The following is a 25086-nucleotide window of genomic DNA, read 5'->3' on the forward strand; positions in this document are numbered from 1 at the left end:
ACCGATTTAGACATTGTCAAGATTCTTGGCAGCGCCTAGATTGGGGGTCATGACCGAACAGAAGTGGACTTCCGAACGGCTGCCGTCCTTCGAGGGCCGCACCGTGATCGTCACCGGCGCGACGAGCGGCCTGGGCCGCGTCGTCGCCACGCAGCTGGGCGCGAAGGGCGCCCGCGTCGTCCTGGCCGTACGCAACGTCGCCGCCGGCGAGAAGGTGGCCGCCACGATCGGTGGCAGCGCCGAGGTGCGGGCGCTCGACCTGGCCGACCTCGGCTCGGTACGGCACTTCGCCGAGGAGTGGAAGGGCGGGATCGACGTACTCATCAACAACGCCGGGATCATGATGGTGCCCAAGCGCCTCACGACCGACGGCTACGAGAGCCAGTTCGCCACCAACCACCTGGGGCACTTCGCGCTCACCAACCTGCTGCTCCCCCACATCACCGACCGCGTCGTGACGGTCGCCTCCTCGGCCCACCGCTGGGGTGGCTTCGACCTCGACGACCTCAACTGGGAGCGGCGCGAATACCGCACGGAGAGGGCCTACGGGCAGTCGAAGATCTCCAACCTGCTCTTCACCCTCGAGCTCCAGCGGCGTCTGGAGGGCACCGGTCTCCGGGCGTACGCCGCCCACCCGGGCTACGCCGCGACCAACCTGCAGGGCAACACCGGCAACGCGCTCAAGCACGCCCTCATGGCCATCGGCAACCGAGTCGTCGCGCAGTCCGCGGAGGCGGGCGCCCTCCCGACCCTGTACGCGGCCAGCCAGGACCTGCCATCGGGAAGCTACGTCGGGCCGGACGGGCTCGGCGAGTACCGCGGCAGCCCGACGCTCGTCGGCCGCACCGCGGTCGCCTCCGACCCCGAGCTCGCCCGCAAGCTGTGGACAGAGTCCGAGAGCCTGACCGGAGTCTCCTGGCCACTGTGAGTCGGTAGGTTTCTCCGCATGAAGCATCACCGCGGACGGCATGTCGACATCGAGTCGGTCGACGAGCTCGACGGGCATCTGGCGGCAGGGGCGGGGAGCCTCAAGGGATGGCGGCTGCGGTCGCTGGACCTGAGCTCGCGTTCGGAGACCCTGCGAGAGACCGAGCTGGCCGGCGCCACCTTCCTCGGGTGCACCTTCGCACCCGGGGACGGCGACTACGCCGAGGACGAGGGCGCGCTGGTGATGCCGGTGATCCCCGAGACACCCGTCGACGTCTACCGCTCCCGGCTCTACACCGCCGAGGAGCTCTACGACGACCCGGTCTATGCGCGGAGCCTGGATGCGCGGGCGTACGCCTGGCTGCAGCAGCCGCTCGATGCCGACGACGAGCTCGCGATCACCCTCCACGACCACGCGATCGACGCCGCGCTCGAGACATGGGTGCGCGCGCGACGCGACGAGGGCACTCGGATCGTCGGGATGATGGGCGGGCACGCGCTGCGGCGCGGCGAGGAGGACTACGCGACCGCCGCCCGCCTCGCCCAGCACCTGGCGCGTCGCCATGTGGTCGCCACCGGTGGCGGCCCGGGAGCGATGGAGGCCGCCAACCTGGGCGCCTTCCTCGCCGGAGCACCGAAGACGGTGCTGGACGATGCGCTCGCGGCGCTGGCCGCGGTGCCGTCGTTCCGGCCCTCGATCCGGTCCTGGGCGCAGGTCGCTCTCGACGTACGAAACCAGGTCGACGGCAAGCCCGGAAGGTCGCTGGGGATCCCGACCTGGCACTACGGGCACGAGCCGCCCAACGTGTTCGCCGGGGCGATCGCGAAGTACTTCCGCAACGCCACCCGCGAAGCGGTGCTGCTGGAGGTCTGCGACGGCGGGATCGTCTTCCTACCCGGCGCCGGCGGGACCGTCCAGGAGGTCTTCCAGGACGCCTGCGAGAACTACTACGCCGACACGAGCGCCGTCGCGCCGATGGTGCTGGTCGGGCGCTCCTACTGGACCGAGGAGCTGCCGGTCTGGCCGCTCCTGCAGGCCCTGGCCCGGGGCCGCGCGATGGAGGGCCACGTCCACCTCGTCGACACCGCCGAGGAGGTCCTCGACGTCATCGCAGCCGGCGCGCCCGGATGACGTCGCGGTAGTGGTCGACCAGGGCGGCGTTCACCGCGCCCCAGGACTTGTGCGCGACGCTCTTGCGGGCCGCACGCCCCATCCGCAGCCGCAGCTGCGGGTCGTTGTGGAGCAGCGCGACGTGGGAGCCGAGGTCGTCGCGGCTGCCGGGCTCGTAGAAGAACCCGGTGACGCCGTCGGCGACTAGGTCCAGCGGCCCACCCGAGCGTGGCGCGACGACCGGGACCCCGGAGGCGAGCGCCTCCTGGACCGCCTGGCAGAACGTCTCGTGGGAGCCGGTGTGCGCGAACACGTCGAGGGAGGCGTACGCTGCCCCGAGCTCCTCCCCCTGCAGCACGCCGATGAAGGTCGCGTTCGGGAGCAGGTGCCGCAGCTCGCGCTCCTGTGGGCCGCCACCGACGAGCACGACCTTGTACGCCGGGTTGCGCGCCAGCGGAGCCAGCAGGTGCAGCTCCTTCTCCTGGGCGAGACGGCCGACGTACCCGACGATGGTCTCCCCGTTCGGCGCGAGCTGGGCGCGTAGGTCGTGGTCGATGCGGCTCGGGTGGAACAGCTCGACGTCGACGCCTCGTGGCCACAGCCCGGTGCGCTGGACGCCGAGACCCTCGAGCTGGGTCAGGGCCGACGAGCTCGGTGCCAGGGTGCGGTCGGCGGCCGAGTGCGCCTGACGGGTGAGCATCGCCGCGGCCTGCGGGCCGCCGACCGCCTTGTACTTGTCCCAGAAGCCGACCAGGTCGGTCTGGTAGATCGCCACGCTCGGGATGCCGAGCTCCTTGGCCACCAGCACCGCCTGCCGCCCGAGCAGCGCGGGTGAGGCGACGTGGATGACGTCGGGGCTGAACCGGCGCATCACCGCGCGTAGCTTGCGCCGCGTCTCCAAGCCGACGCGGAAGTCCTTGTAGACCCAGAACGTCGCGCCCCGGGTCCGGGTGACCGGGAACCCGGCGTACTCGGTGGGCCCGGTGGGGGCCACGACCTCGACGGTGTGGCCGTCGATCGCGAGATGCTCCAGCACGCGGCGTACGGAGTTCGTCACGCCGTTGACCTGGGGCAGGAACGACTCCGTGACGATGAGGACACGGAGCGGCTCTGAGTTGGCGGCGACCAGCGGGACCCGATCGAGGCTGATGCTCATGTTCCTGATCGTGAGCGCCGTCCGGCAACGTGACCCCCGACTTGGTTGACGGGTCGGTGAACCTCCCGTGGCCAGAACTCCGTGCCGGGCGAGAGATGGTCCGGGCGGTGTCATCAGCGGAAACACCGCGTGACTCTCAGAGATCTGGGGCTTGCCGCCCGCCCGCTCACTTTGCCACGATCGCGGCATGACCACCGATGAGGAGCACATCCGGCCCGAAGGCGTCGACGACCTCACCGTCGAGGCGCTCGGCTCCATCAGCGAGGCACTCGAAGCGATCGAGATCGCCCGCGGTCATCTGTACGCAATGCATCGCATCACCGGCACGGCCGACCTCACCCTCGGCAAGGGTGTCCAGCAGCTGCGCGAGGCCGGCCACACCGAGCTGGCGGACAGGTTCGAGCGCGAGGTCGTCGGACGCAACGTGCTCTACGGCAGATGGACGTTTCAGATCGTCGAGGAGTACGACGACGGCTACTACGCCACTTTCAAGCGGCTGGAGAAGGAGGCTCGCGACACACTCGTCGAGGGCAAGCGGCACCTCTACGAGTCGGAGATGAAGGAAGTACGCCGCACCCAAGGCCGACACGGCCACGAGCACCGGCCCGCGCCAGAGGCTTGAGCCGGCCGACCATACAGCCGTCGCGCTAGGACACCGACTGAGCGGCGAGCTGGCCGCAGGCTCCGTCGATCTCGCGGCCGCGGGTGTCGCGAACGGTGGTGGAGATGCCCTTGGCCTCCAGGCGGCGTACGAACTCGCGCTCGTCGGCCGGGTCGGAGGCGGTCCACTTCGAGCCAGGGGTGGGGTTCAAAGGGATCAGGTTGACGTGGACCCAGCCCCAGTCGCCGTAGGAGTTGAGGACGTCGGCGAGCATGTCGGCGCGCCAGCCCTGGTCGTTGATGCCGCGCATCATCGCGTACTCGATGGAGACCCGGCGCTTCGTCACGCGGGCGTAGTTCCAGGCGGCGTCGACGGTCTCGGCGACCGAGAAGCGGGTGTTGATCGGGACGAGCTCGTTGCGCAGCTCGTCGTCGGGTGCGTGCAGCGAGAGGGCGAGGGTGACCGGGATGCCCTCCTCGGTGAGCTGCTTGATCCTCGGGACCAGACCCACGGTGGAGACGGTCACGTGGCGCGCCGAGAGACCCAGGCCCTCGGGCGCCGGCGAGGTGAGCCTTCTGACGGCACCCATCAGAGCCTTGTAGTTGGCCATCGGCTCCCCCATGCCCATGAAGACCACGTTGGAGAGTCGGCCGGGGCCGCCGGGGATCTCGCCGCTGGCCATCTGCCGGGCCGCGACGACGACCTGATGGACGATCTCGGCGGTCGACATGTTGCGCTCGAGGCCGCCCTGGCCGGTGGCACAGAACGGGCAGGCCATGCCACAGCCCGCCTGGGAGGAGATGCAGACCGTGGCGCGATCGGTGTAGCGCATCAGCACCGACTCGACGAGTGCGCCGTCGAAGAGCTTCCACAGCGTCTTGCGGGTGGTGCCCTTGTCGGCCTCCTGCTGACTGATCGGCGTCATCAGGTCGGGCAGGAAGGTGTCGACCAGCTCTTGGCGCTGGCCGGCGGGAAGGTCGGTCATCTTCTCGGGGTCGTCGACCAACCGCTCGAAGTAGTGCACCGAGAGCTGCTTGGCCCGGAACCCCGGAAGCCCGGCCTCCTTCGCCGCGTCCTGACGGCCGGCCAGGTCGAGGTCGGCCAGGTGGCGCGGCGGCTTCCCGCGGCCCTTGGGCGGCGCCATCACCAGGGGCAGGCGGCGCCCCTCCATCGCGGCGGCCTCGGCCTCAGGGCTGTGCGGGGCCGGTACGTTCGCAGGGTCGGGCTCGGTCACGTCTCCATTGTCCCACCGGGGTGCGGCGTACGGCTAAACCTGGATCCGGCCCGCTCGGTCAGCCAGTCTTCAGCAGGATCCAGAAGACCAGCGAGCCGACACCGACCACCACCAGCACGGTGAGGATGATCCCCAGCCAGACGAACTCGGCCAGGCGGCGGGTCTTGCGTGGGATGAGCAGGGTCAGTGGCACCAGCAGGGTCAACGCCACCCACGGGAACAGCTCCTCGGCGCGCTCCTGCCCGACGACCCACGTCAGCAGCGCACCCCAGGTGCCGGGCACGAGGATCGCGTACCCCAGGCCGATGTAGAAACCGACCAGGGCAGCGACAGTCGGGTGCGAGTCGTGCAGCCACGCCGACAGGCCAAGTGACCCCGAGGACTCCTCCTCCGGGCCGTGATCTGCCTCGACGTCTGGATCGGGGTCCACGTCGAGGTCCGCGGGACGCTGGGTCACTCTTCAACCGTAGCGCCGAACGGCGTCATCCTTTGGTAAAGAATCGCTGCCCCGACGAACTCGGGGTGGTTGCGCGCCGATCAGGCGTCGACGGTGATCAGGTCCGGGAAGGCGAGCTCTCGCCACCGGACGAGATCCGGCGGTGTGCCGGTCAGCTCGCTGACCAGGACGGTCCAGGCGGTGCCGTGGCCGACGAGTACGACGTCTTCGCCCGCGTGGGCTGAGAGGATCCCGGCGACCGCCTTCGTCACGCGGGCGCGGCACTCCTCGAGCGGCTCCCAGCCGTCGTACGCAGGCACCGTCGGCTCCGCGAACGCTTGCTCGACCGTGGCGTGGAAGTCCTCGACCCACGCCTCGCCGCGGCGGTGCTCACGGAGGGCATCGACCACGCCGACGTCGCCGTCGGTGAGGAGCTGGGCGGTCTGCTGCGCCTTCGGCTCGGGCGAGGAGTACCACGCGGCGCCGACCGGGAGCCGATCACGCAACGCCCAGACGTCGTCGAAGCCTTGGGGGTCGAGCTCCCAGTGCTCCGCGGCGACGCCGCGCACCTGGGTGGGTTGGCCGTGGCGTACGAGGAAGAGCATCAGAAGACGGCGTAGTGGAGGATCAGCCAGACTGGGGCGACGGTCGCCAGGAGCGAGTCGAGGCGATCCATGAGGCCACCGTGGCCGGGGATGATCTGGCTCATGTCCTTGATGCCGAGGTCGCGCTTGATGACCGACTCGACCAGGTCACCGAGGACGGCCATCACGCAGGCGACCACGCCGAGCGCGACACCGACCCACCAGGCTCCGTCGAGCAGCCATACGACCAGCCCGACGCCGGTGGCGACAGTGAAGACCACCGAGCCGGCGAAGCCCTCCCACGACTTCTTCGGGGAGATCACCGGCGCCATCGGGTGCTTGCCGAAGAGGACCCCGGCCACGTAGCCGCCGATGTCGGACATGATCGTGAGCAGGACCCAGACGATGATGCCGCGTACGCCGTCGTCCGAAAGACCACCGGAGGTCCAGCCGCCGCCCTCGCGGAGCATGAGCGCGACGAACGAGCCCAGGAACGGCAGATAGAACAGAGTGAGGACGGAGGCTGCCGAGGTGCGTACGTAGCCATCGACCCCACGCCGCAGCACCCACAGCATGATCACCAGAGCGGTCACCGCGGTGGCCGTCACCAGGGCGTCGGAGCCCAGGAAGTAGGCGACCAGGACCATCACCGTGCCGCCGATCATCAGCGGCTGCTCGGGGACGTCCATGTCCTTGGCCATCAGGCCCCGGTGGAGCTCCCAGACCGCGGCGACGACACAGCCGACGACGATCAGCATGAACGCGGTCTTCACGAACATCAGGCTCAGCGCGATGGCGACCAGGAGGACGACGGCCGAGCCGATCGCTGCGGGGAGGTTGCGACCGGCGCGGCCGTAGTCCTTCTTCGGCGGCTCGGAAGCTGACGGAGAAGGAGACGGCGGCGTCTGGCTCACAAGTGATTCCTTCATGCTCAGGTCTTTCCTCTGGATCCCGGCCGCGCGGCGCTTGTGGCGGCTCTGCGTCGCTGGCTGGATCTCGACACGCGGTCGCCGCTTCGCAAGCTCAGCGGCGCGCTCGCTCGATCTCTTCGCGTTGTGACCCTGCTCGTTCCTCGCAGGGTCACAGGCTCAGACCTCTAGCAGCTCGGCTTCCTTGGACTTGAGCAGCTCGTCGATCGTGTCGGTGTGCTTCTTGGTGAGGCTGTCGAGGCGCTTCTCGGCACCGGTGACGTCGTCCTTGCTGGCCTCGCCGTCCTTCTCGAGCTTCTCCAGATTCTGCTTGGCCTTCTGGCGCACCTGGCGCACCGAGACGCGGCCCTGCTCGGCCTTCTCCTTGGCGAGCTTGATGTATTCCTTGCGGCGCTCCTCGGTGAGCTCGGGGAAGACCGCGCGCAGGATCTTGCCGTCGTTGGACGGGTTGACACCGAGGTCGGAGTCGCGGATCGCCTTCTCGACGTTGGCCATCGCGCCGATGTCGAAGGGGGCGATGTTGATGATCCGCGGCTCGGGGCTGGTGAACGAGGCGAGCTGCTGGATCGGCGTCGGAGTGCCGTAGTAGTCGACCAGGATCTTGCTGAACATCTGCGGAGTCGCCCGGCCAGCACGGATGGTGGAGAAGTCCTCACGCGTGGAGTCCACCGACTTCACCATCTTGCTGTCGGCCTCGTTGAGGATGTCGTTGATCACCGGATGCTCCTGTGCGCTCGTAAGTGTTGTGTTGTGGGTGGCGTGCGGGCTCGTGCCGCTCAGTCAGCGGTGACGAGCGTACCGATCTTCTCACCCTGGACGATCCGGTAGACCGCCCCCTCGTCCTCCGCGCCGTAGACCACGATGGGCATCTTGTTCTCCATGCAGAGGGCGAACGCGGTGGCGTCGGCGATCTTGAGCTGCTTCTGCAGCGCCTCGCCGAAAGTGATCTCATCGTACTTCGTCGCCGTCGGGTCCTTCTTCGGGTCGGCGGTGTAGATCCCGTCGACGCCGTTCTTGGCCATCAGCACGACCTCGGCGTGGACCTCGAGGGCCCGCTGGGCGGCGACGGTGTCGGTGGAGAAGTAGGGCATGCCGGAGCCGGCGCCGAAGATCACGACACGGCCCTTCTCGAGGTGACGCATGGCCTTGCGCGGAATGTAGGGCTCGGCGACCTGGCCCATCGTGATCGCGGTCTGCACCCGGGTGTCGACACCCTCCTTCTCGAGGAAGTCCTGCAGCGCGAGGCAGTTCATGACGGTGCCGAGCATGCCCATGTAGTCGGCGCGGGACCGGTCCATGCCGGCAAGCTGGAGCTCTGCGCCGCGGAAGAAGTTGCCACCGCCGACGACGATCGCGATCTGCACGCCAGAGGCTGCGACGGCGGAGATCTCCTTGGCGATCGAGGCGACCACGATGGGGTCGACGCCGACCTCGCCACCGCCGAAGTTCTCTCCGGACAGCTTGATCAGGATGCGCTGGTAGCGGGTCATGCCGTGGCCTTTCCTGGGGCGACGTCTTGCGGGGTGGTGCATGTGGGGATGGCGTACGAAAGGGCCGGTCCGATGATCACCATTCGGTTCATCGGACCGGCCCCTTTCGTCGTACGTCGTTGCTCAACCTAACCGATCACGCGCTGTTCGCGCGGAATCAGGCTCGGTTCAGGCGCCGACGTCGAAGCGGGCGAACTGCTTCACCTGCGTGTTGGCGGCGTCGAGGACCTGCTTGACGGACTTCTTCGACTCGAAGACCGACTCCTGGTCGAGCAGGACGATCTCCTTGAAGAACGCCTTGATCCGACCCTCGACGATCTTGGCGACGGCAGCCTCGGGCTTGCCCTCCTCGAGCGTCTTCTTGGTGAGGACGTCCTTCTCGGCGTCGACCACGTCGGCCGGCACCTCGTCGGAGGTGAGGTACTGCGCCTTGAGCGCGGCAGCCTGCTGAGCGGCCTGCTTCGCGGCCGCCTCGTCACCCTCGTAGGCGACCATGACGCCGAGGCTCGGCGGCAGGTCGGAGGCCTTCTTGTGCAGGTAGACCGTGGTCTCGCCCTCGAAGTAGGCCACCTGGCCGAGCTCGATCTTCTCGCCGATGGTGCGGGCGAGCTCCTCGACGGTCTCGCCGACGGTCTTGTCGCCGAGCGAGATGGCCTTGAGGGCCTCGAGGTCGTTGGCCTTGTTGGCGTCGGCAGCCTCGGCGATCTGCTGGGCAGCAGCGACGAAGCCCTCGTTCTTGGCGACGAAGTCGGTCTCCGAGAGGAGGCTGACCAGAGCGTTGCCGGAGGCGGCGACGAGGCCGGCCGAGGTGGTGCGCTCCGCGGCGCGGGCGGCGGCCTTGGCCGTGCCCTTGACGCGAAGGATCTCGACAGCCTTGTCGAAGTTGCCGTCAGCCTCGTCGAGCGCCTTCTTGCAGTCCATCATGCCGGCCTGGGTCAGCTCGCGGAGCTTCTTGACGTCGGCAGCGGTGTAAGCCATGTGTGTCTTCCTCTGACTGTTAAGTGGCTCTTGGGTGGACGATGAGGCTCAGGCCTCGGCCGGGGCCTCGGTGGTCTCCTCAGCCGGGGTCTCCTCGGCTGCGGGGGTCTCCTCGGTCGCCTCAGCAGCCGGGGTCTCCTCGGTCGCCTCAGCAGCCGGGGTCTCCTCGGCGGCCTCAGCGGCCGGGGTCTCCTCAGCAGCCAGGGTCTCCTCGGCGGCCGGGGTCTCCTCCGCCTTGGTCTCCTCGGCGGCCGGGGTCGCCAGCAGCTCGCGCTCCCACTCGGCCAGGGGCTCGTCGGCGGTGGCGGCACCCTCGGCGCCATCGGTCTTGCCACCGGAGCGGGCGATGAGGCCCTCGGCGACGGCGTCGGCAACCACGCGGGTCAGCAGTCCGACGGCGCGGATGGCGTCGTCGTTGCCGGGGATCGGGAAGTCGACCAGGTCGGGGTCGCAGTTGGAGTCCAGGATGGCGACGATCGGGATCCGCAGCTTGCGGGCCTCCTCGACCGCCAGGTGCTCCTTGTTGGTGTCGACGATCCACACGGCGGACGGCGTACGGCCCATCTCACGGATGCCACCGAGGGTCTTGTCGAGCTTGTCGCGCTCCCGCTTCATCTGCAGGAGCTCCTTCTTCGTGCGGCCCGAGCCGGCGACGTCGTCGAAGTTGACCTCGTCGAGCTCCTTGAGGCGGTTGATCCGCTGGTGCACGGTCTGGAAGTTGGTGAGCATGCCGCCCAGCCAGCGCTGGTTGACGTAGGGCATCCCGACGCGCGTCGCCTGCTCGGCGATGGCCTCCTGGGCCTGCTTCTTGGTGCCCACGAACATGATCGTGCCGCCCTTGGCCACGGTCTCCTTGACGAAGGCGAAGCTGCGGTCGATGTAGGCCAGCGACTGCTGCAGGTCGATGATGTAGATGCCGTTGCGGTCGGTGAGGATGAACCGCTTCATCTTCGGGTTCCAGCGACGGGTCTGGTGTCCGAAGTGGACGCCGCTCTCGAGGAGCTGGCGCATGGTCACGACTGCCATGATGTTTTTTCTCCTAGGTGGTGGCCCGCGTGTGCACCGCTGGTGGCTCGACCTTGCGTTTCTCGAGGTCGGGCGGGTGTTGGCGCGAGCCGGTCGGTTTTCAGTTTCGCGCCCATCAGTGCTGATGGGCCCTGACGCCTGCACGCGGTCCGACCTGAGCGTTCTGCTCGGGACTGAGGGCCGCGCCCGCGGGCGACCGGCGTCTCGGAGCGAGGCACCGTCGCGGTCTGCTGGCGTGCGAAGTCAGCCCACAAGGGGCTGCCGGTCCAAGACTAGCCGCCGACCCGGGTCTCGGGCCAATCCTCCGTGACCGGCTCCGGCGCGGGCCGATCAGTGTCCACAGGGGTGTCTCGGGACGGGGTTGTCCACAGGACGTACGCCGCTCGTTGTGCGGGCCCTCGATCCGGGGTTGTCTGCTCGTCATGACCTCGTACCGCCTCTCCGACCGGGCCCGTGCCCTCGTCGCGGCCCTGTTCCTCGTCGTCCTCATCGCCCCGGCAAGCCCAGCCCTCGGAACGCCACGTGCCGAGGTGGCGCCGTCCGGCGCCTCGCTGGGTGGGGCAGTGGGTCACGACGAGGGTCCGAGCCCGGTCGGAGAAAGCGACGAGGTCCCCCAGGGCGAATGGCCGCTGACGCCCCAGCCGGCGGTCGTGCGCCGCTTCGACCCGCCAGATGCTCCGTGGGGTGCGGGTCACCGCGGCGTGGACCTGGCCGGGCCACCGGGCGCGGTCGTCCGCGCCGCAATGGCCGGGACGGTCGCGTTCGTCGGAGTGATCGCCGGCAAGGCGGTGGTGAGCGTCGACCACGGAGCGACGCGGACCACCTATGAGCCGGTCGCGGCCACCGTGGCCGTCGGTGATCCGGTAACGGCCGGAGCCCCGCTGGGCCGGCTCGGCATCGCCGGCTCCCACTGCTTCCCCGCCTCCTGCCTGCACTGGGGCTGGATCCGCAACACGGGCGACGTCTACCTAGACCCGCTGCTGCTCGTCGACGCCCCGCAGCCGGTCCGGCTCCTCCCCCTCTGGCGCGGCGACCCGGTCCGGTAGGCCGAATCCGCAGTTGTGGCGGGCCGAAAACTGTAGCTGTGGGCGACGAAGCTCGACTTTCGTCAGCCACAACTGCACACTCGGCCGACGCGGGTGACGTCTCGGCGGGTCAGGCGCGGGGGTGGGCCTGACGGTAGGCCTTGCGGAGCCGGTCGCTGCTGACGTGGGTGTAGATCTGGGTGGTGGCCAGGCTGGCGTGCCCGAGGAGCTCTTGGACCGAACGCAGGTCGGCGCCACCCTCGAGGAGGTGGGTGGCAGTGCTGTGGCGCAGGCCGTGGGGGCCGAGGTCGGGGGCACCGGGGACGTCGGCGAGGCGGCGGTGGACGAGGGTGCGTACGGCACGCTGGTCGAGCCGGCCGCCGCGAGCCCCGAGAAACAGGGCCGGCCCGGAGGAGTCGGTGACCAGCTGCGGACGGCCACGGACGACCCAACGGTCGAGCGCCCGGACCGCGGGGCCACCGAAGGGCACCATTCGCTCCTTACGTCCCTTGCCGAGGACCCGGATGACGCGGCGTTCGTAATCGACATCGTCCAGGTCGAGGCCGACGAGCTCACCGACGCGGGCACCGGTCGCATAGAGCATCTCCAGCACGGCGATGTCGCGCATCCCGACCGGCGTGCCGTCCTCGGCCGCAGTGATGGCGGCGGCGATGAGGGACTCGACCTCGTCGGGACGCAGTACGGGCGGAAGCGTCCGGTGGGCCTTGGGCGAGCCGAGCGCGGCACCGGCATCGACCTGCGCTCGCCCGGTCCGGACCAGCCACCCGCAGAAGACCCGGGCCGCGGTGGCCCTCCGGGCCAGGGTCGTACGTGAGTGGCCGGTCGTCTGCTGCTTGGCGAGCCAGCTGCGCAGCGTGCGCAGGTCGATCGCCTCGGGCTCGGTGCGGCCCATGCGGCCGGCGTGGTCGAGCAGGCTGCGGATGTCGCCCAGGTAGGCCCGGACCGTGTGGTCGGAGAGCCCGCGTTCGGCGCTGAGATGTCGCTCGTAGTCCCCGAGCAGCGCGGCGTAGACCTCGGGGAGCTCCGCTTCCGCGGCCTCGCCTTCCGGGTCCCCCTCGGGTTCAGCGCTCACCCGAGCCAGGATAGGTGATGGGCGGCGGTCGGCCGGCGCATCCGAGTTGCTAGACACGCCCTGATCAGGTGCGAGCCGCGCCCGGGGCGAGCTGCCACCCGTCGGGGAACCGCTCGGCGAGACCGAGCGCCTCGAGTCGCGACAGCGCGGTGCCAGCCGTCTTCGGGTGCAGGCATGCCGACCTCGCGATGGCGAGCTGTGACGCGGGGCTGCTCACCGGGACCGCATCGAGGACCTGCTTCTCGACGGAGGTGAGCGAGTCGCGGCGGCGTACGGGACCACGGGGTTCCTCGGGGACCGCCTCCCCCATGTCGCCGACGAGCTCGCGTACGTCGAGACCGTCGGTCACCAGGACGCCTTTGCCGCTGCGTACGAGCTCGTGGGTGCCGACCGAGGTCATCGCGCCCACCTGACCGGGCACCGCCATCACGGGCGTGTTGATGCTGTAGGCCCAGTGGGAGGTGTTGAGGGAGCCGCTGCGCGCTGCCGCCTCGACGACCACGGTGCCCCGGGCGAGGGCGGCGATGATCCGGTTGCGGGAGAGGAACCGATAGCGGGTGACCGGGAACCCGGGCGCGATCTCCGAGATCACCGCTCCGCTCTCGGCGATCGCGTCGATCAGGCGCCGGTTGCGCAGCGGGTAGGGAACGTCGACGCCACCCGCGAGAACGGCGACGGTGCTCCCCGGCGGGCCGGTCAGGGCGCCTCGGTGTGCGGCCGCATCGATGCCGACCGCAGCCCCGGAGACCGTCACGAAGTCGTTGACCGCGAGGTCGGCCGCGATCCGCGCCGCGGCGTCGGCACCGTAGGCCGTCGCGTCCCGCGATCCGACGATCGCAACCGACCGGTCGAGATCGCTGAGCAGGAGCGGTCCCCGCACCCACAGGCCGAGTGGGGTGCCGGTGCGGTATTGAAGATGCTCCTGACCGGCGAGCCGCTCGACCTGGGTGGGCCACTCCTCGTCGCCGGGGATGACGTAGCGGAACCCGGCGTTGGCTGCCCGCTCCAGGTCGCGGTCGGGGTGGATCTGGGCGAGCCGCAGCCTGGCTTCGAGGCCGTCGTCGCCGAGGTCGGGATCTTCCTCCGCGAAGCGTCGGTAGACCTCGGTCGCGGTGGATCCCACCATGCAGGTGTCGAGCAGCGGGGTGCCTGGCTCGATCAGCTGGGTCAGCGCGATCCGGGCCAGGCGGTCGCGCTCGAGGTCGGTGAAGGTCGGTGCGACGGGCGCCGCGGTCATGCCGACCTCCCCTCGAACGCCGACACCGTGAGCGAGCCGCCGTTGCGCAGCGCGAGCGCCGTCTCGGTCTCGGTGACGCCCGGCCAGTCGACCCCGGCGAGGTCGGCAACCGTCCACGCGAGGCGATGCACGCGCACCGCGCCACGACGGGTCAGGGCGCCGGAGAAGATGCGTGAGTCGATGAGTGCCTCGGCCGATGGCGGCAGCGGCCAGTTGTCGCGCAGCGCGATCCCGCTGGCCTGGCCGTTGAGCCGCCACCCGAAGTCGGCGTAGCGCTCGCGTTGGCGGCGCCTGGCCGCCGTGACCCGTTCGCGGATGTCGGCGCTGGTCTCCGATCCCCACGGGTCGTGGTTCTGCTCGGACATCGGCCGCAGCGTGCGGATGATGTCGATGCGGTCGGTGATCGGTCCGGAGACCTTCCGCTCGTAGGACTGGCGCTCGTTGGACCGGCAGATACAGCCGTCCTTGGTGATCGAGGCGTCGAAGTTGCCGCAGGGACACGGATTGGCGGCGAGCACGACGAGGGCGCGCGCCGGGAGAGTCACCGACTCTTCGCCTCGCGACACCGTGATGTCGCCGCTCTCCAGCGGCTCGCGCAGGCACTCGATGACGTCGCTCTTGAACAACGGGAACTCGTCGAGGAAGAGCACCCCGGCATGCGACAGCGAGACCTGACCCGGGCGGACCCGGCCGGTGCCGCCGCCGACGATGCCGGGTTTGGAGGCGTCGTGGTGGGGAGCCGCGAACGGCGGCCGGGTGAGGAGCCCTCGGTCGACGTCGAGCACGCCGGCCAGCGACTGCACCGCCATCACCTCCAGCGACTCCTCACGGGAGAGATCGGGCAGGATCGTCGGGATCCGCTCGGCGATCGATGTCTTGCCGCAGCCCTTCGGTCCCTTGAGCAGCAGGTGGTGTCCACCGGCGGCCGCGACCTCGACCGCGAAGCGGGTCTCGGGCATGCCGCGAAGATCGGACATGTCCATGTCGTCGAGCCTGCGGTCACCCCGCCACCCGAGCAGGCTGCCGCCCGTGCCGGTCGCAACCGGCGGCGCGTCGGGCACCGGCTCGCCACGCAGCTCTGCGACCACCTGGCCCAGCGACCGAAACCCCAGGACCTCCATCCCTGGCACCATCCGCGCCTCGGCCACCTGCGGCTCCGGCACGACCACCCGAGCGATCCCGGCGTGGGAGGCGGCGAGCACCATCGGAAGCACACCGGAGGTCGGCCGCAGCCCGCCGTCGAGCGCCAGCTCTCCGATGAAGACCGTGCGGTCCAGCCCGATCGTCTCGAGCTCGCCACCGGCCGCGAGGATCGCCAACGCCATCGAGAGGTCGTAGTGCGAACCGCTCTTCGGCAGGTCGGCAGGTGAGAGCAGCACCGTGATCCGCTTGGTCGCGGGCCACTCAAGATCCGAGTTGATGATCGCCATCCGGACCCGATCGCGCCCCTCGGCCAGCACGCTGTCGGCACGACCGACCAGCGTGACCCCGACCAGGCCGGGTGAGACATCGGCCTGCACGTCGACCAGATGGCCGACAGCGCCCCGAAGGGCGACGCCATGAGCTCGCGCGTATCCCATCACAGGCCCCTGACGTGCTCGACCAGCGCCGAGCCACGGGGCGCGTGCATCACCGCGACCAGATCGATCCGGATCCCCGGAGCTCGCACGTCGTGCTGCTCGAGCCAGGCGACCGCCAACCGCTTCAGCCGGTCGAGCTTGGTCTTGTCGACCGCCTCGTGCGGCGTGCCGCACCCGTCGTGGCTGCGAGTCTTCACCTCGCAGACGACGAGGGTGTCGCCCTCGCGCAGGACCAGGTCGATCTCCCCGTCAGCGCATCTCCAATTGCGGTCGAGCACGGTCATGCCCGCCTCGACCAGATGCCTCTCGGCGACCGATTCGCCGTAGTTTCCCAGCGCGATCCGCGCCGGCGCCGTTGAACTCATCATGGACCTCCTGCCCTTCGGCTTCGAGGTCCAGACTCATCGCGAGCACCGACAATCCGGGCCGGTTCCAGGGCGCCTGGGGATAACCCCGGATCGAGATCGCCCTGTGGACGGTAACTGGCCCGAGGTCAGCCGTACGTCAGTCCAGCGGCTGGTCGATGTCGGTCGGATTGAGCGTCTCGACGTTGACGTCCTTGAAGGTGAGCACCTTGACCGCCTTCGCGAACCGGGCCGGCCGATACATGTCCCACACCCAGACGTCGTTCATCGACACCTCGAAGTAGACATCCCCCGAGTCCGTGCGTGCTCGCACGTCGACCTGGTTGCACAGGTAGAAGCGGCGGTCGGTCTCGACGACGTACTTGAAGATGCCGACCACGTCGCGATACTCGCGGTAGAGGGTCAGCTCCATCTCGGTCTCGTACTTCTCGAGATCCTCCGCGCTCATGCTTTAAGACTCTAGAGCCAAGACCGGCGAAGAGCCGGGAAGACTCCACGAGCGGCGGTGATATGCCGACGGTCCCAGGCGCTCCAGCGCCGCGATGTGGGCGGGCGCGGAGTAGCCCTTGTTGTCGGCCCAGGCGTAGTCGGGATATTCGTCGTGGAGCGCGACCATCAGCGCGTCGCGCGAAGTCTTCGCCAGGATCGAGGCGGCGGCGACGGCGGCGCACTTCATGTCGGCCTTGATCATCGTCGTCACCGGCGGCACCTCGACCTCCTCCACCATCTGGGAGACCTCACCGAAGAGGCCCTCCTGCACCGGCGGGGTTAGATAGTTGTGGTTGCCGTCGAGGAGCAGCGCGTCGGGACGTACGTCCAGGGCACTCAACGCCCGCTGACCGGCCAGCCGCATCGCGGCCATGATCCCGACCTCGTCGATCTCGGAGGCCAGGGCGTGCCCGACAGCCGAGTCGACGGCCCAGCGGCGCACCTTCGGCGCGAGCATCTCGCGAGCCTCGGGAGTGAGCAGCTTGGAGTCGCGTACGCCCTGTGGTGCCGTCCGGGTGGAAGCGGTGATCACCACGATCCCGATCGAGACCGGTCCGCAGAGCGCGCCGCGCCCCACCTCGTCGACGGCACCGAGATGGGTGACGCCCTCGCGCAGCAAGGACCGCTCGACTCGCAGGGTTGGCGCACTGCTCACTGTGCCGGCACGTCCTCGAAGCTCTCGGGCCGGTGGATCCACTTCGCCCGGTCCAGCGGCCAGCCCAGCGCGACGACCTTGCCGACCACGTTGTCCTCGGGCACCCAGGGCACCAGCGCGCAGTCGGTCTCGTTGGCCGTGCACATGTGGACGGTCGAGTCGGCCGAGTTGGCCCGGTTGTCGCCCATCACGAACAGCGACCCCTCGGGCACCGGCCCAGCCTCCCAGTGGCGGTTGCCGGGCATCGGCCCGAAGCACTCGCCGTCCTTGTTCGGACGGCCGCACTTGGTCTGGGAGGGCCGAGCGTAAGGCTCGTCGATCGGGACGCCGTTGACGATCAGCCGCCCCTGCTTGTCGCAGCACTCGATGACGTCGCCGGGGACACCGATGACACGCTTCACCAGGTGGCCGCCCTCGGGGTAGAGACCGATGACTGCGAGCGCCTTGCCGAAGAGATTGCTGGGGCCGGCCGACTCGTCGACACCGAGCCAGGAGCCCGGGTCGGAGAAGACCACGACATCGCCGCGCTGCGGCGTGCCCGCGAGCCAGTAGGACGGCTTCTCGACCAGCACCCGGTCGTCGGTCGCCACCGACGGGCCGCCCTGCAGGCCGGGCTCCATGGACTCCGAGGGGATGTAGAAGGCCTGCACGAACAGGGCCTTCACGACGATTGCGACCAGCACGGCCAGCACGACCAGGACGATGCCCTCCTGCCAGGCCGACAGTCGGGGCTTGTGCTCCTCCTCGCGGCGCGGGCCGTTGGCCGGGCGCGGCTGCTCAGAGGCCCAGCGCGGGGCTTGAGGAGAAGACGAGAACGACCGCGATCCCCCCATCTCGGGCCCGTCCCAGCGGGCCTGGGGCCCTACGCCGACGGAAGGATCACGGTCGTTCGAAGTCACGCGGTGAGTCTAGAGACTCCCTCCACAACGAGCCTCATCGACTCGCTACGGCTCAGGGGTCTCTCAGGCTCCGCTCACGCCTCGCGGCGCTCCTTGATCTTCGCCTTCTTGCCGCGCAGGTTGCGCAGGTAGTAGAGCTTCGCGCGACGGACGTCACCGCGGGTGACGACCTCGATCTGCTCGAAGATCGGGGAGTGCAGCGGGAAGGTGCGCTCGACACCCACGCCGAAGGAGACCTTGCGGACGGTGAAGGTGCGGCCGATGCCGGAACCGTGGACGCGGATCACGACGCCCTGGAAGACCTGGACGCGGGACCGGTTGCCCTCGACGACCTTGACGTGCACCTTGACGGTGTCACCGGCGCGGAACTCCGGCAGGTCGTCGCGCTTGGCGACGTTGCCGACCTCAGCGAGTACGTTGCTCATCATTTTCTCCTCACGCTCGCCACAGGCCGATCGCGGTCATCCATGCCCTGGTCAGGGCGATCTTTGGCGGTGGTCCAGCCACGCTGGCCGGCGGCGTACGGTTCCCCCTGTGGCAGGAGCCCGTCGCGACACCTCCGGGTGTCATCTTCGGAGCGTGCTTCGGCCGACTGGACCGGCCCACAAGTCTGCCACAGCGGCGTGGAACGTCGGGAATCGAGACGTACGCGGCGGCCCCTGCAAGGATTCCCCCGTGACCGACACCGACTGGCCACCGCACACCTACGTGACGCGCCCCTACAAGCAGCGGATCCCGCGCGGTCCGCGCGTCGACCGGCTGCTCCGCGAGGTCACGGTGGCACTGCCGCCGCACATCGCCGACCTCGACCTGGCGCTGGAGCGGCCGGTGGCGGCGATGACGACCGCCAGTGCGGGCGCGCTGCGCCATCTCGACCTGGTCCACGGCCGGACGATGGACGGGCTCAACCACCTGCAGCTGCGCACCGAGGCGATCGACTCCTCCAAGATCGAGCACGTCGAGGCCAGCCTGGCCGACTACGGTCGGGCCCTGCTCGGCATCGGTGCCAACTCCTCGGCGACCTCGATGGCATCCGCGACCCAGGCGATGCAGCGGCTGATCAGCGAGGCCGACACGACCCGGAAGATCACCTCCGACGCGATCCTGCGCGCCCACCGGGACCTGTTCGTACGCCATCCCGACGAGGCGGCCAACGCCGGCAGGTTCCGCGTCGTGCAGAACTGGGTCGGCGGCTCCGACTACGCGCCCCGCGACACCCTCCACGTACCACCGCCGCCGGAGACGGTCATCGACTACATCGAGGACCTCGTCGCCTTCGCCAACCGCGACGACCTCTCCCCCATCGCCCAGGCCGCGATCGTGCACGCCCAGTTCGAGTCGATCCACCCGTTCATCGACGGCAACGGCCGTATCGGGCGGGCCCTCATCCACGCCGTGCTCCGACGCCGCCGCGCCTCACGCCACCTGGCCGTCCCGATCGCCTCGGCGCTCGTCACCCACCGCGACCGCTACTTCGCCGCTCTCAACGACTACCGGGCCGGCACCGCGTCCACGATCATCGCCATGCTCGCCGCCTCGACGACGATCGCGACGACCGAGTCGTGGAAGACGGCCGAGACGCTGGAGCGCATCCGGCGCGGCTGGGGCGAGGCGGCCGGTGACCCACGGCCCGGGTCTGCTGCGTACCGTCTTCTCGACCTGCTCACCGAGGAGCCCATCCTCAACGCCGAACTGGTCACCCGGAGCATCGGGCTCGAGGACCCCGAGCGGACGATCGACGGCCTCGAGCAGGCCGGCGTCCTCACCCGCACCAAGCGCACCCGCCGCTCCCCTGTGTGGGTAGCACCGGCGGTGCTGGACGAGGTCGAGGACCTCAGCGCCCGCATCCAGTACCAAGCGAGACAGCTTCCGTACGGGCCTCGTTGAGGGCTGTTCCTTCGTACGCCGCGAGGCCCGCCCCGCGAACCGGGACGGGCCTCGTGGAAGATGCGATCAGATCAGCCGAGCTCGGAGTAGCCCGGCTCGTGGAGAACGGTGTCGATACCAGCGACCTCGTCCTCCTCCTTGGCGCGGAAGCCGATGGTCTTCTCGATCGCGAAGCCGATGATGAAGGCCACCACGAAGGAGAAGGCGATCACGGTGAGCGAGGAGAGGATCTGGGCACCGAGCAGCTTGAAGTTGCCGCCGAAGACGAGGCTGCCGCCGGTGAGCGACTCCATGCCGAAGATGCCGACCCACACGCAGCCGATGAAACCGGCGACGAGGTGGATGCCGACGACGTCGAGCGTGTCGTCGAAGCCGAGCTTGAACTTGAGCTCGACGGCCAGGGCGCAGATGGCACCGGCGACGAGGCCGAGGACGAGGGCCCAGACCGGGCTCACGAACGCACAGGCGGGCGTGATGGCGACGAGGCCGGTGACGATGCCGGACGCGGCGCCGACGGCCGTGGGCTTGCCGTCCTTGAACTGCTCGACGACGATCCAGCCGATCAGAGCGGCGGCCGGGGCGATGATCGTGTTGATGAAGATCAGCGAGGTCTGACCCTCGTCGGCACCGAAGACACCGGTGTTGAAGCCGAACCAGCCGAACCACAGGATCGCGGCACCGATCAGCACGAGCGGTACGTTGTGAGCGACCGTCTCCTCCTTGGAGAAGCCGACCTTGCGCCGACCGAGCACGAGCGCCAGGGCGAGCGCCGCGGCGCCGGCCGACTGGTGGATCACGGTGCCGCCGGCCCAGTCGAGGGCACCGCCGAGGCCGTAGACGTTGTTGGCGAGCCAGCCGTAGAAGTTGCCCTCGGAGTCCACGCCCCAGATCCAGCGGAAGGTCGGGAAGACCACGAAGGTGGCGAAGAAGACCGCGAAGATCATCCACGGCCAGAAGCGCGCACGGTCGGCGACGGCCCCCGAGACCAGGGCGACGGTGATGATGCAGAAGGCGACCAGGAAGGCGTGCCCGCCGAAGAGGTTGCCGGCGTCGCCGCTGCCCGCGGAGGTGACGAGGTCGGTCATACCGAAGTCCTCGAAGGGGTTACCGAAGAGCTTGCTGCCACCGCTGGTGCCGTTGCCAGCGATGCCGGTGCCGCCGTAGAGGACGTAGAGGATGGTGACGACGGCGATCGAGCCGAAGCTCAGCATCATCATCGAGACGACGGACTTGGCCTTCACCAGACCGCCGTAGAAGAACGCGAGGCCGGGGGTCATGAACATGACCAGGGCCGCGCACAGGAGTTGCCATGCAAGTTCGACAGACATTCAGTGCCTCATTGATTGAGTCTCGGGATGTGGCTGTGACGTCACGCGAGCCACGTCGCTCGTCGTACGTATTGCCCGGCATCGTTGCGACGCAACGTTTCAGAGACAGATGCCTTGTGTTACAGAAAAGTAACAGAGTCTTGGGTTGCTGATCCGTTACCGACGAGACGCATGTGTCTTCGTCATGATGACTGCGCCTGGCGGAGCCTCGAGGTCGCGGCGCAGCCGGAAGCCGGCCTTCTTGTAGATCCTCTGGTTCCGCTCGCTCTTGGCTCCGGTGAAGAGCGAGTACGTCATGGCGGTCGCCGGGGCCATGGCCTGGATGTGGTCCAGCAGCTGACGCCCGAGGCCTCGCCCCTGGAGGTCCGGGGCGGTCATCAGCCGTCCGATCTCCCATACGTCGCCTTCGAGCCGGGCACGGACCGAGCCGACCAGCCGTCCGGCCGTCCGGACCACATAGACGTCGTACGTCTCCAGCGCGCGCACGGTGTCCTCGAGCGACTCGTGCAGCGGCGGGATCTCGACGCCGGGGTTGTCGTGCATCTCCTGCACCCAGCAGGCGAGCTGCAGCGTGTGCAGCTCGGGGACATCAGCGCGTACGGCGGGCACGATCTCCCACTCCGTGGCTGCTTGGGATGCGTGGAGCAGGTCGGGGCGGCGTACGGAGGTCCGGGCCACCGCCTGGTCGTGGCGCCACTGCGCGATGCGCTTGTGGTCGCCGCTGAGCAGCACCTTCGGGACCTCGAGGTCACGCCAGGAGGCGGGCTTGGTGTAGACCGGGTACTCCAGCAGGCCGTCCTCGTGGGACTCCTCCACGAGCGACTCGGCGTTGCCCATGAACCCGGGGAGCAGCCGTACGACGGCCTCGGTGATCGCCATGGCCGCCACCTCTCCCCCGTTGAGGACGTAGTCGCCCAAGGAGATCTCGCGGACCTCGGCGCGCGTGGCGGCATGGTCGAGCACGCGCTGGTCGATGCCCTCGTAGCGGCCGAGCAGGAAGACCAGCCTCTCCCGGGCCGACAGATCGCGAGCCAGGGCCTGGGTGAACGGCTCACCGCTCGGCGTCGTCACGATCACGGTCGCGCCGTCGATCGCCAGCTCGTCGAAGGCCTCACCGAACGGCTCCGGCTTCATCACCATCCCGGCGCCACCGCCATAAGGGGTGTCGTCGACGGTCCGGTGGCGGTCGCGGGTCCAGTCGCGTACGTCGTGGACGTACATCTCCAGCAGCCCCGACTCGATCGCCTTGCCCGGCAGGCTCAGCCGGAGCGGCGCGAGGTAGTCGGGAAAGATGGTGAGGTAGTCGAGCCTCACTTCGTGTCGTCCTCGTCCTCGTCTTCAGCGAAAGGCGTGACCAGGCCGGGGCGGTCGGCGATGACGACCTTCTTCTCGGCGAGGTCGACGACCGGAACCAGCGCCTTCACGAACGGCACCAGCGCGTCGCGCCGGTCCGGGGTACGGATCGTCAGCAGGTCCTGGGCTCCCCCGTGGACCAGCGCCTTCACCGTGCCCAGCTCGCGGCCCTCCTCGTCGAAGGCGGTCAGGCCGACGAGCTGGTGGTCGTAGTACTCGTCGGGGTCCTCGGGAGTCTCCTCGGCCGGGACGTCGGCGAAGAGCAGCGTGCCACGAGCGGCCTCGGCCTCGTTGCGGTCGGTGATCTCCTCGAAGGCGACCTGGAGCACCTGCCCGTGCCAACGGGCGCCCTCCACGGTCAGCTGCTTGGCGGCGTACGTCGATCCCTTCGGCGGCTGCGCCCGCAGCACCGTGCCCTCGGCGAACCGCCGGTCGGGCTCGTCGGTGCGCACCTCGACCGTCACGAACCCCCGGATGCCATGCGGCTTGCCGATCCGTCCGACCAGCACCTCGATCAACTCCACGAGGTGAGCCTAGAGGGTGGCGTACGTCGGGCCGAACTCCTCAGCGCGGGTGACCGAACGCGTGTAACACGCTGTTCGTAGGTCTATCCGGTCGTTCAGATAGGGCGAGTAGTCCTACGAACGACGTGTTACACGGGATCGGGACGCGGAAATACGCAACGGGCGCCACCCCCGAAGGAGTGGCGCCCGTGGTGCGTTGATGCAGCCGTGCTCAGCGACCGCCGTCGACGTCGACGAAGTCGATCCGCGCGCCGCCCTTGCCGGCCAGCGCTGAGATGACCGTACGGAACGCGGTGGCGGTGCGGCCGCCGCGGCCGATCACCTTGCCGAGGTCGTCGGGGTGGACCCGGACCTCGAGGACGGAGCCGCGACGAAGCTGCTTGTCGCGCACGCTCACCTCGTCCGGGTTGTCGACGACTCCTCGGACGAGGTGCTCGAGAGCTTCGGCGAGCATGCTGCTCAGGCCTCGGCCTCGGCGGCCTTGGGCTCCTCGGCCTTGGGCTCCTCAGCCTTGGGCTCCTCAGCCTTCGGCTCCTCGGCCTTCTTGGCGGACTTCTTCGTCACGGCCTCGGCGCCGGCGGAGGCGTGGGCCTCGGCGAGAGCCTTGTTGAAGAGCTCCAGCTTGTCGGGCTTCGGGGCGGCGTGACGCAGGGTGCCCTCGGCGCCCGGGAGGCCCTTGAACTTCTGCCAGTCGCCGGTCACCTTGAGGATCGCCTCGAGAGCCGGGGTCGGCTGGGCGCCGACGCCGAGCCAGTACTGGGCGCGCTCGGAGTCGACCTGGATGAAGCTCGGCTCCTCCTTGGGACGGTAGAGACCGATCTCCTCGATGACAGCGCCATCGCGCTTCTTGCGCGAGTCGACGATGACGATGCGGTACTGCGGAACCCGGATCTTGCCCAGGCGCTTCAAGCGGATCTTGACAGCCACTGTTGGTGGTATTCCTTTGGAATCGAATATGGGTGAAGAGGCCCGTGTCGGTGTGGGGACACCCGTCAGGCAACTTCGGCGGGCACTGTTGCGCTGGGTGAGAGGGTCCCTGCGCACAGGACACACAGCTCAGTTTGCCAGAGGTGGCCGGGAGCGGCGAAATCTCAGGCGTAGATCTTCCCCCGGAGCACGACGGCGGCCGGCCGGGCGAGGACGGTGAGGTCATCGAGGGGGTTGGTGTCGTAGACGACGAAGTCGGCGGGGTCACCCTCGGCGAGGCCGGGGTTGTGGCCGAGCCACTCCCGGGCGCGCCAGGAGGCGGCGCCGAGGACGACGTCGGCCGGAAGGCCGAGCCGGTGCATGGCGAGGACCTCGATCGGGAGCACGCCGTGCAGCTGGTCCCCCGCGCCGTCGGAGCCTGCGTAGAGGGCGACCCCCGCCTCGTACGCGCTCATGATCGTCTCGCGACGGCGGGCGTAGAGGTCCTCCATGGTGGCGGCGTACGTCGGGAACTTGGGCGCCGCCGCGGCGGCCAGGTCGGGGAAGATCTCCAGCTGGGCGACGGTGGGGACCAGCGCGGTCCCCTGCTCGGCCATGGCCTCGACGAGGTCCGGGGTCAGGCCGGTGCCGTGCTCGATGCAGTCGATCCCGGCCTCGATCAGGCCGGGCAGGACCTCGTGGCCGAAGCAGTGCGCCGTGACCCGCGCGTCGTTGTCGTGGGCGACCTTGATCGCCTCGGCGAACGACTCCGCCGGGAAGGACGGCTTCAGGTCCCCCTCGGCACGGTCGATCCAGTCGCCGACGAGCTTGACCCAGCCGTCACCGGAGCGCGCCTGCCGCTCGACGGCCTCGGCCAGGCCGTCGGGCTCGACCTCGTCGGCATAGTTGCGCATGTAGCGCTTCGTACGTCCGATGTGGCGGCCCGCGCGGATCAACCGGGGCAGGTCCTCGCGGGACTGCACCCAGCGGGTGTCGGCTGCGGAGCCGGCGTCGCGCAGGAGCAGCGCGCCGGCATCACGGTCGGCGATCGCCTGAGCCTCGGCGGTCTCCTGGTCGACGGCGCCGTCGGGCCCGAGCCCGATGTGGCAGTGGGCGTCGACGAGACCGGGCACGATCCAGCCGGACGCGCCGCCCTCCGCCCCCGACGGCCGCTCATAGGTGATGCGGCCGTCGAGGACGTAGAGGTCCCGCACCTCTCCATCGGGAAGAACCGGGCCGGAGAAGCGCAGAGCAGTCATGTGACGCAGGTTAC

The 25086-nt window shown here is 69.3% G+C and carries 28 protein-coding genes; 5 read left to right on the forward strand and 23 right to left on the reverse strand.

Annotation, left to right across the window (positions count from 1 at the left end; all coding sequences use genetic code 11):
• The first annotated feature begins 49 nt into the window (after positions 1–49).
• Positions 50–928, forward strand: a complete 879-nt coding sequence (locus ACFWQC_RS04000) for an oxidoreductase (protein WP_378673396.1) — start codon at positions 50–52, stop codon at positions 926–928.
• Between the two features lie 18 nt (positions 929–946).
• Complete coding sequence (locus ACFWQC_RS04005) at positions 947–2059, forward strand: LOG family protein (protein ID WP_378673399.1); 1113 nt, start codon at positions 947–949, stop codon at positions 2057–2059.
• On the opposite strand, the gene ACFWQC_RS04010 is transcribed toward ACFWQC_RS04005, so the two are convergent.
• Positions 2034–3194 carry a glycosyltransferase family 4 protein gene (locus ACFWQC_RS04010; RefSeq protein ID WP_378673402.1) on the reverse strand — a complete coding sequence of 387 codons (1161 nt, stop codon included), beginning with the start codon at positions 3192–3194 and terminating at the stop codon, positions 2034–2036. The genes ACFWQC_RS04005 and ACFWQC_RS04010 overlap by 26 nt on opposite strands.
• A 187-nt stretch (positions 3195–3381) precedes the next feature.
• On the opposite strand from ACFWQC_RS04010, the gene ACFWQC_RS04015 reads away from it, so the two are divergent.
• Positions 3382–3816: a hypothetical protein gene (locus ACFWQC_RS04015; RefSeq protein WP_378673405.1), complete on the forward strand. Its 435-nt coding sequence runs from the start codon at positions 3382–3384 to the stop codon at positions 3814–3816.
• A 25-nt stretch (positions 3817–3841) separates the two neighbouring features.
• On the opposite strand, the gene rlmN is transcribed toward ACFWQC_RS04015, so the two are convergent.
• The 8 genes from rlmN to rpsB form a co-directional block, all read right to left on the reverse strand.
• Complete coding sequence (rlmN, locus tag ACFWQC_RS04020) at positions 3842–4966, reverse strand: 23S rRNA (adenine(2503)-C(2))-methyltransferase RlmN (RefSeq protein ID WP_378673764.1); 1125 nt, start codon at positions 4964–4966, stop codon at positions 3842–3844.
• A gap of 121 nt (positions 4967–5087) precedes the next feature.
• Positions 5088–5486, reverse strand: a complete 399-nt coding sequence (locus ACFWQC_RS04025) for a hypothetical protein (RefSeq protein WP_378673408.1) — start codon at positions 5484–5486, stop codon at positions 5088–5090.
• A gap of 80 nt (positions 5487–5566) precedes the next feature.
• A complete protein-coding gene (locus tag ACFWQC_RS04030) occupies positions 5567–6070 on the reverse strand; it encodes a histidine phosphatase family protein (protein ID WP_378673410.1) in 504 nt (167 codons plus the stop codon).
• A complete protein-coding gene (locus ACFWQC_RS04035) occupies positions 6070–6978 on the reverse strand; it encodes a phosphatidate cytidylyltransferase (RefSeq protein ID WP_355018074.1) in 909 nt (302 codons plus the stop codon). The genes ACFWQC_RS04030 and ACFWQC_RS04035 overlap by 1 nt, the downstream gene beginning before the upstream one ends.
• 159 nt (positions 6979–7137) lie before the next feature.
• Entirely contained in the window at positions 7138–7692 is a 555-nt protein-coding gene (frr, locus tag ACFWQC_RS04040; protein ID WP_378673767.1) for a ribosome recycling factor, read from the reverse strand.
• A 62-nt stretch (positions 7693–7754) separates the two neighbouring features.
• Positions 7755–8468 (reverse strand): UMP kinase, encoded by a 714-nt coding sequence (pyrH, locus tag ACFWQC_RS04045; protein ID WP_378673414.1) that lies wholly within the window; start codon positions 8466–8468, stop codon positions 7755–7757.
• Positions 8469–8636: 168 nt separating this feature from the next.
• Positions 8637–9446, reverse strand: coding sequence for a translation elongation factor Ts (tsf, locus tag ACFWQC_RS04050; RefSeq protein WP_378673417.1), 810 nt, complete (start codon positions 9444–9446; stop codon positions 8637–8639).
• Positions 9447–9494: 48 nt separating this feature from the next.
• Positions 9495–10472 (reverse strand): 30S ribosomal protein S2, encoded by a 978-nt coding sequence (gene rpsB, locus ACFWQC_RS04055; protein ID WP_378673421.1) that lies wholly within the window; start codon positions 10470–10472, stop codon positions 9495–9497.
• 422 nt (positions 10473–10894) lie between these two features.
• Here rpsB and ACFWQC_RS04060 point away from each other — a divergent pair, with 422 nt between their 5' ends.
• Entirely contained in the window at positions 10895–11518 is a 624-nt protein-coding gene (locus ACFWQC_RS04060; protein ID WP_378673424.1) for a murein hydrolase activator EnvC family protein, read from the forward strand.
• A gap of 109 nt (positions 11519–11627) precedes the next feature.
• On the opposite strand, the gene ACFWQC_RS04065 is transcribed toward ACFWQC_RS04060, so the two are convergent.
• The 8 genes from ACFWQC_RS04065 to rplS all read right to left on the reverse strand — a co-directional run bounded on the left by ACFWQC_RS04065 (position 11628) and on the right by rplS (position 18240).
• Positions 11628–12590 carry a tyrosine recombinase XerC gene (locus ACFWQC_RS04065; protein ID WP_355018079.1) on the reverse strand — a complete coding sequence of 321 codons (963 nt, stop codon included), beginning with the start codon at positions 12588–12590 and terminating at the stop codon, positions 11628–11630.
• Positions 12591–12654: 64 nt separating this feature from the next.
• On the reverse strand, positions 12655–13827 hold the full coding sequence (gene dprA, locus ACFWQC_RS04070) for a DNA-processing protein DprA (RefSeq protein WP_378673429.1): 1173 nt from the start codon (positions 13825–13827) through the stop codon (positions 12655–12657).
• Positions 13824–15407: a YifB family Mg chelatase-like AAA ATPase gene (locus ACFWQC_RS04075; protein ID WP_378673432.1), complete on the reverse strand. Its 1584-nt coding sequence runs from the start codon at positions 15405–15407 to the stop codon at positions 13824–13826. Before ACFWQC_RS04075 ends, dprA begins: the two co-directional genes overlap by 4 nt.
• On the reverse strand, positions 15407–15772 hold the full coding sequence (locus ACFWQC_RS04080) for a YraN family protein (RefSeq protein WP_378673434.1): 366 nt from the start codon (positions 15770–15772) through the stop codon (positions 15407–15409). Before ACFWQC_RS04080 ends, ACFWQC_RS04075 begins: the two co-directional genes overlap by 1 nt.
• A gap of 139 nt (positions 15773–15911) precedes the next feature.
• Complete coding sequence (locus tag ACFWQC_RS04085; protein WP_045550889.1) at positions 15912–16220, reverse strand: DUF2469 domain-containing protein; 309 nt, start codon at positions 16218–16220, stop codon at positions 15912–15914.
• Between the two features lie 3 nt (positions 16221–16223).
• Entirely contained in the window at positions 16224–16916 is a 693-nt protein-coding gene (locus ACFWQC_RS04090) for a ribonuclease HII (RefSeq protein WP_378673438.1), read from the reverse strand.
• Positions 16913–17815, reverse strand: coding sequence for a signal peptidase I (gene lepB, locus ACFWQC_RS04095; protein ID WP_378673441.1), 903 nt, complete (start codon positions 17813–17815; stop codon positions 16913–16915). The genes ACFWQC_RS04090 and lepB overlap by 4 nt, the downstream gene beginning before the upstream one ends.
• A 74-nt stretch (positions 17816–17889) precedes the next feature.
• Positions 17890–18240: a 50S ribosomal protein L19 gene (gene rplS, locus ACFWQC_RS04100; protein ID WP_350661736.1), complete on the reverse strand. Its 351-nt coding sequence runs from the start codon at positions 18238–18240 to the stop codon at positions 17890–17892.
• Positions 18241–18490: 250 nt separating this feature from the next.
• Here rplS and ACFWQC_RS04105 point away from each other — a divergent pair, with 250 nt between their 5' ends.
• Positions 18491–19702, forward strand: coding sequence for a Fic family protein (locus ACFWQC_RS04105; protein WP_378673445.1), 1212 nt, complete (start codon positions 18491–18493; stop codon positions 19700–19702).
• Positions 19703–19773: 71 nt separating this feature from the next.
• Here ACFWQC_RS04105 and ACFWQC_RS04110 read toward each other — a convergent pair whose 3' ends face one another.
• From ACFWQC_RS04110 to ACFWQC_RS04135, 6 genes are all read right to left on the reverse strand, one after another.
• A complete protein-coding gene (locus ACFWQC_RS04110) occupies positions 19774–21030 on the reverse strand; it encodes an ammonium transporter (protein ID WP_378673448.1) in 1257 nt (418 codons plus the stop codon).
• Positions 21031–21186: 156 nt separating this feature from the next.
• Positions 21187–22344 (reverse strand): tRNA (guanosine(37)-N1)-methyltransferase TrmD, encoded by a 1158-nt coding sequence (trmD, locus tag ACFWQC_RS04115; RefSeq protein ID WP_378673451.1) that lies wholly within the window; start codon positions 22342–22344, stop codon positions 21187–21189.
• Positions 22341–22907 carry a ribosome maturation factor RimM gene (rimM, locus tag ACFWQC_RS04120; RefSeq protein WP_378673454.1) on the reverse strand — a complete coding sequence of 189 codons (567 nt, stop codon included), beginning with the start codon at positions 22905–22907 and terminating at the stop codon, positions 22341–22343. The genes trmD and rimM overlap by 4 nt, the downstream gene beginning before the upstream one ends.
• 211 nt (positions 22908–23118) lie before the next feature.
• Positions 23119–23361, reverse strand: a complete 243-nt coding sequence (locus tag ACFWQC_RS04125; protein WP_008363327.1) for an RNA-binding protein — start codon at positions 23359–23361, stop codon at positions 23119–23121.
• A gap of 5 nt (positions 23362–23366) precedes the next feature.
• Entirely contained in the window at positions 23367–23834 is a 468-nt protein-coding gene (rpsP, locus tag ACFWQC_RS04130) for a 30S ribosomal protein S16 (protein ID WP_378673457.1), read from the reverse strand.
• 164 nt (positions 23835–23998) lie between these two features.
• Positions 23999–25072, reverse strand: a complete 1074-nt coding sequence (locus tag ACFWQC_RS04135; RefSeq protein ID WP_378673460.1) for an amidohydrolase family protein — start codon at positions 25070–25072, stop codon at positions 23999–24001.
• Positions 25073–25086: the final 14 nt, after the last annotated feature.

Source organism: Nocardioides sp. NPDC058538 (genome assembly GCF_042719275.1).
Classification (GTDB): Bacteria; Actinomycetota; Actinomycetes; order Propionibacteriales; family Nocardioidaceae; genus Nocardioides.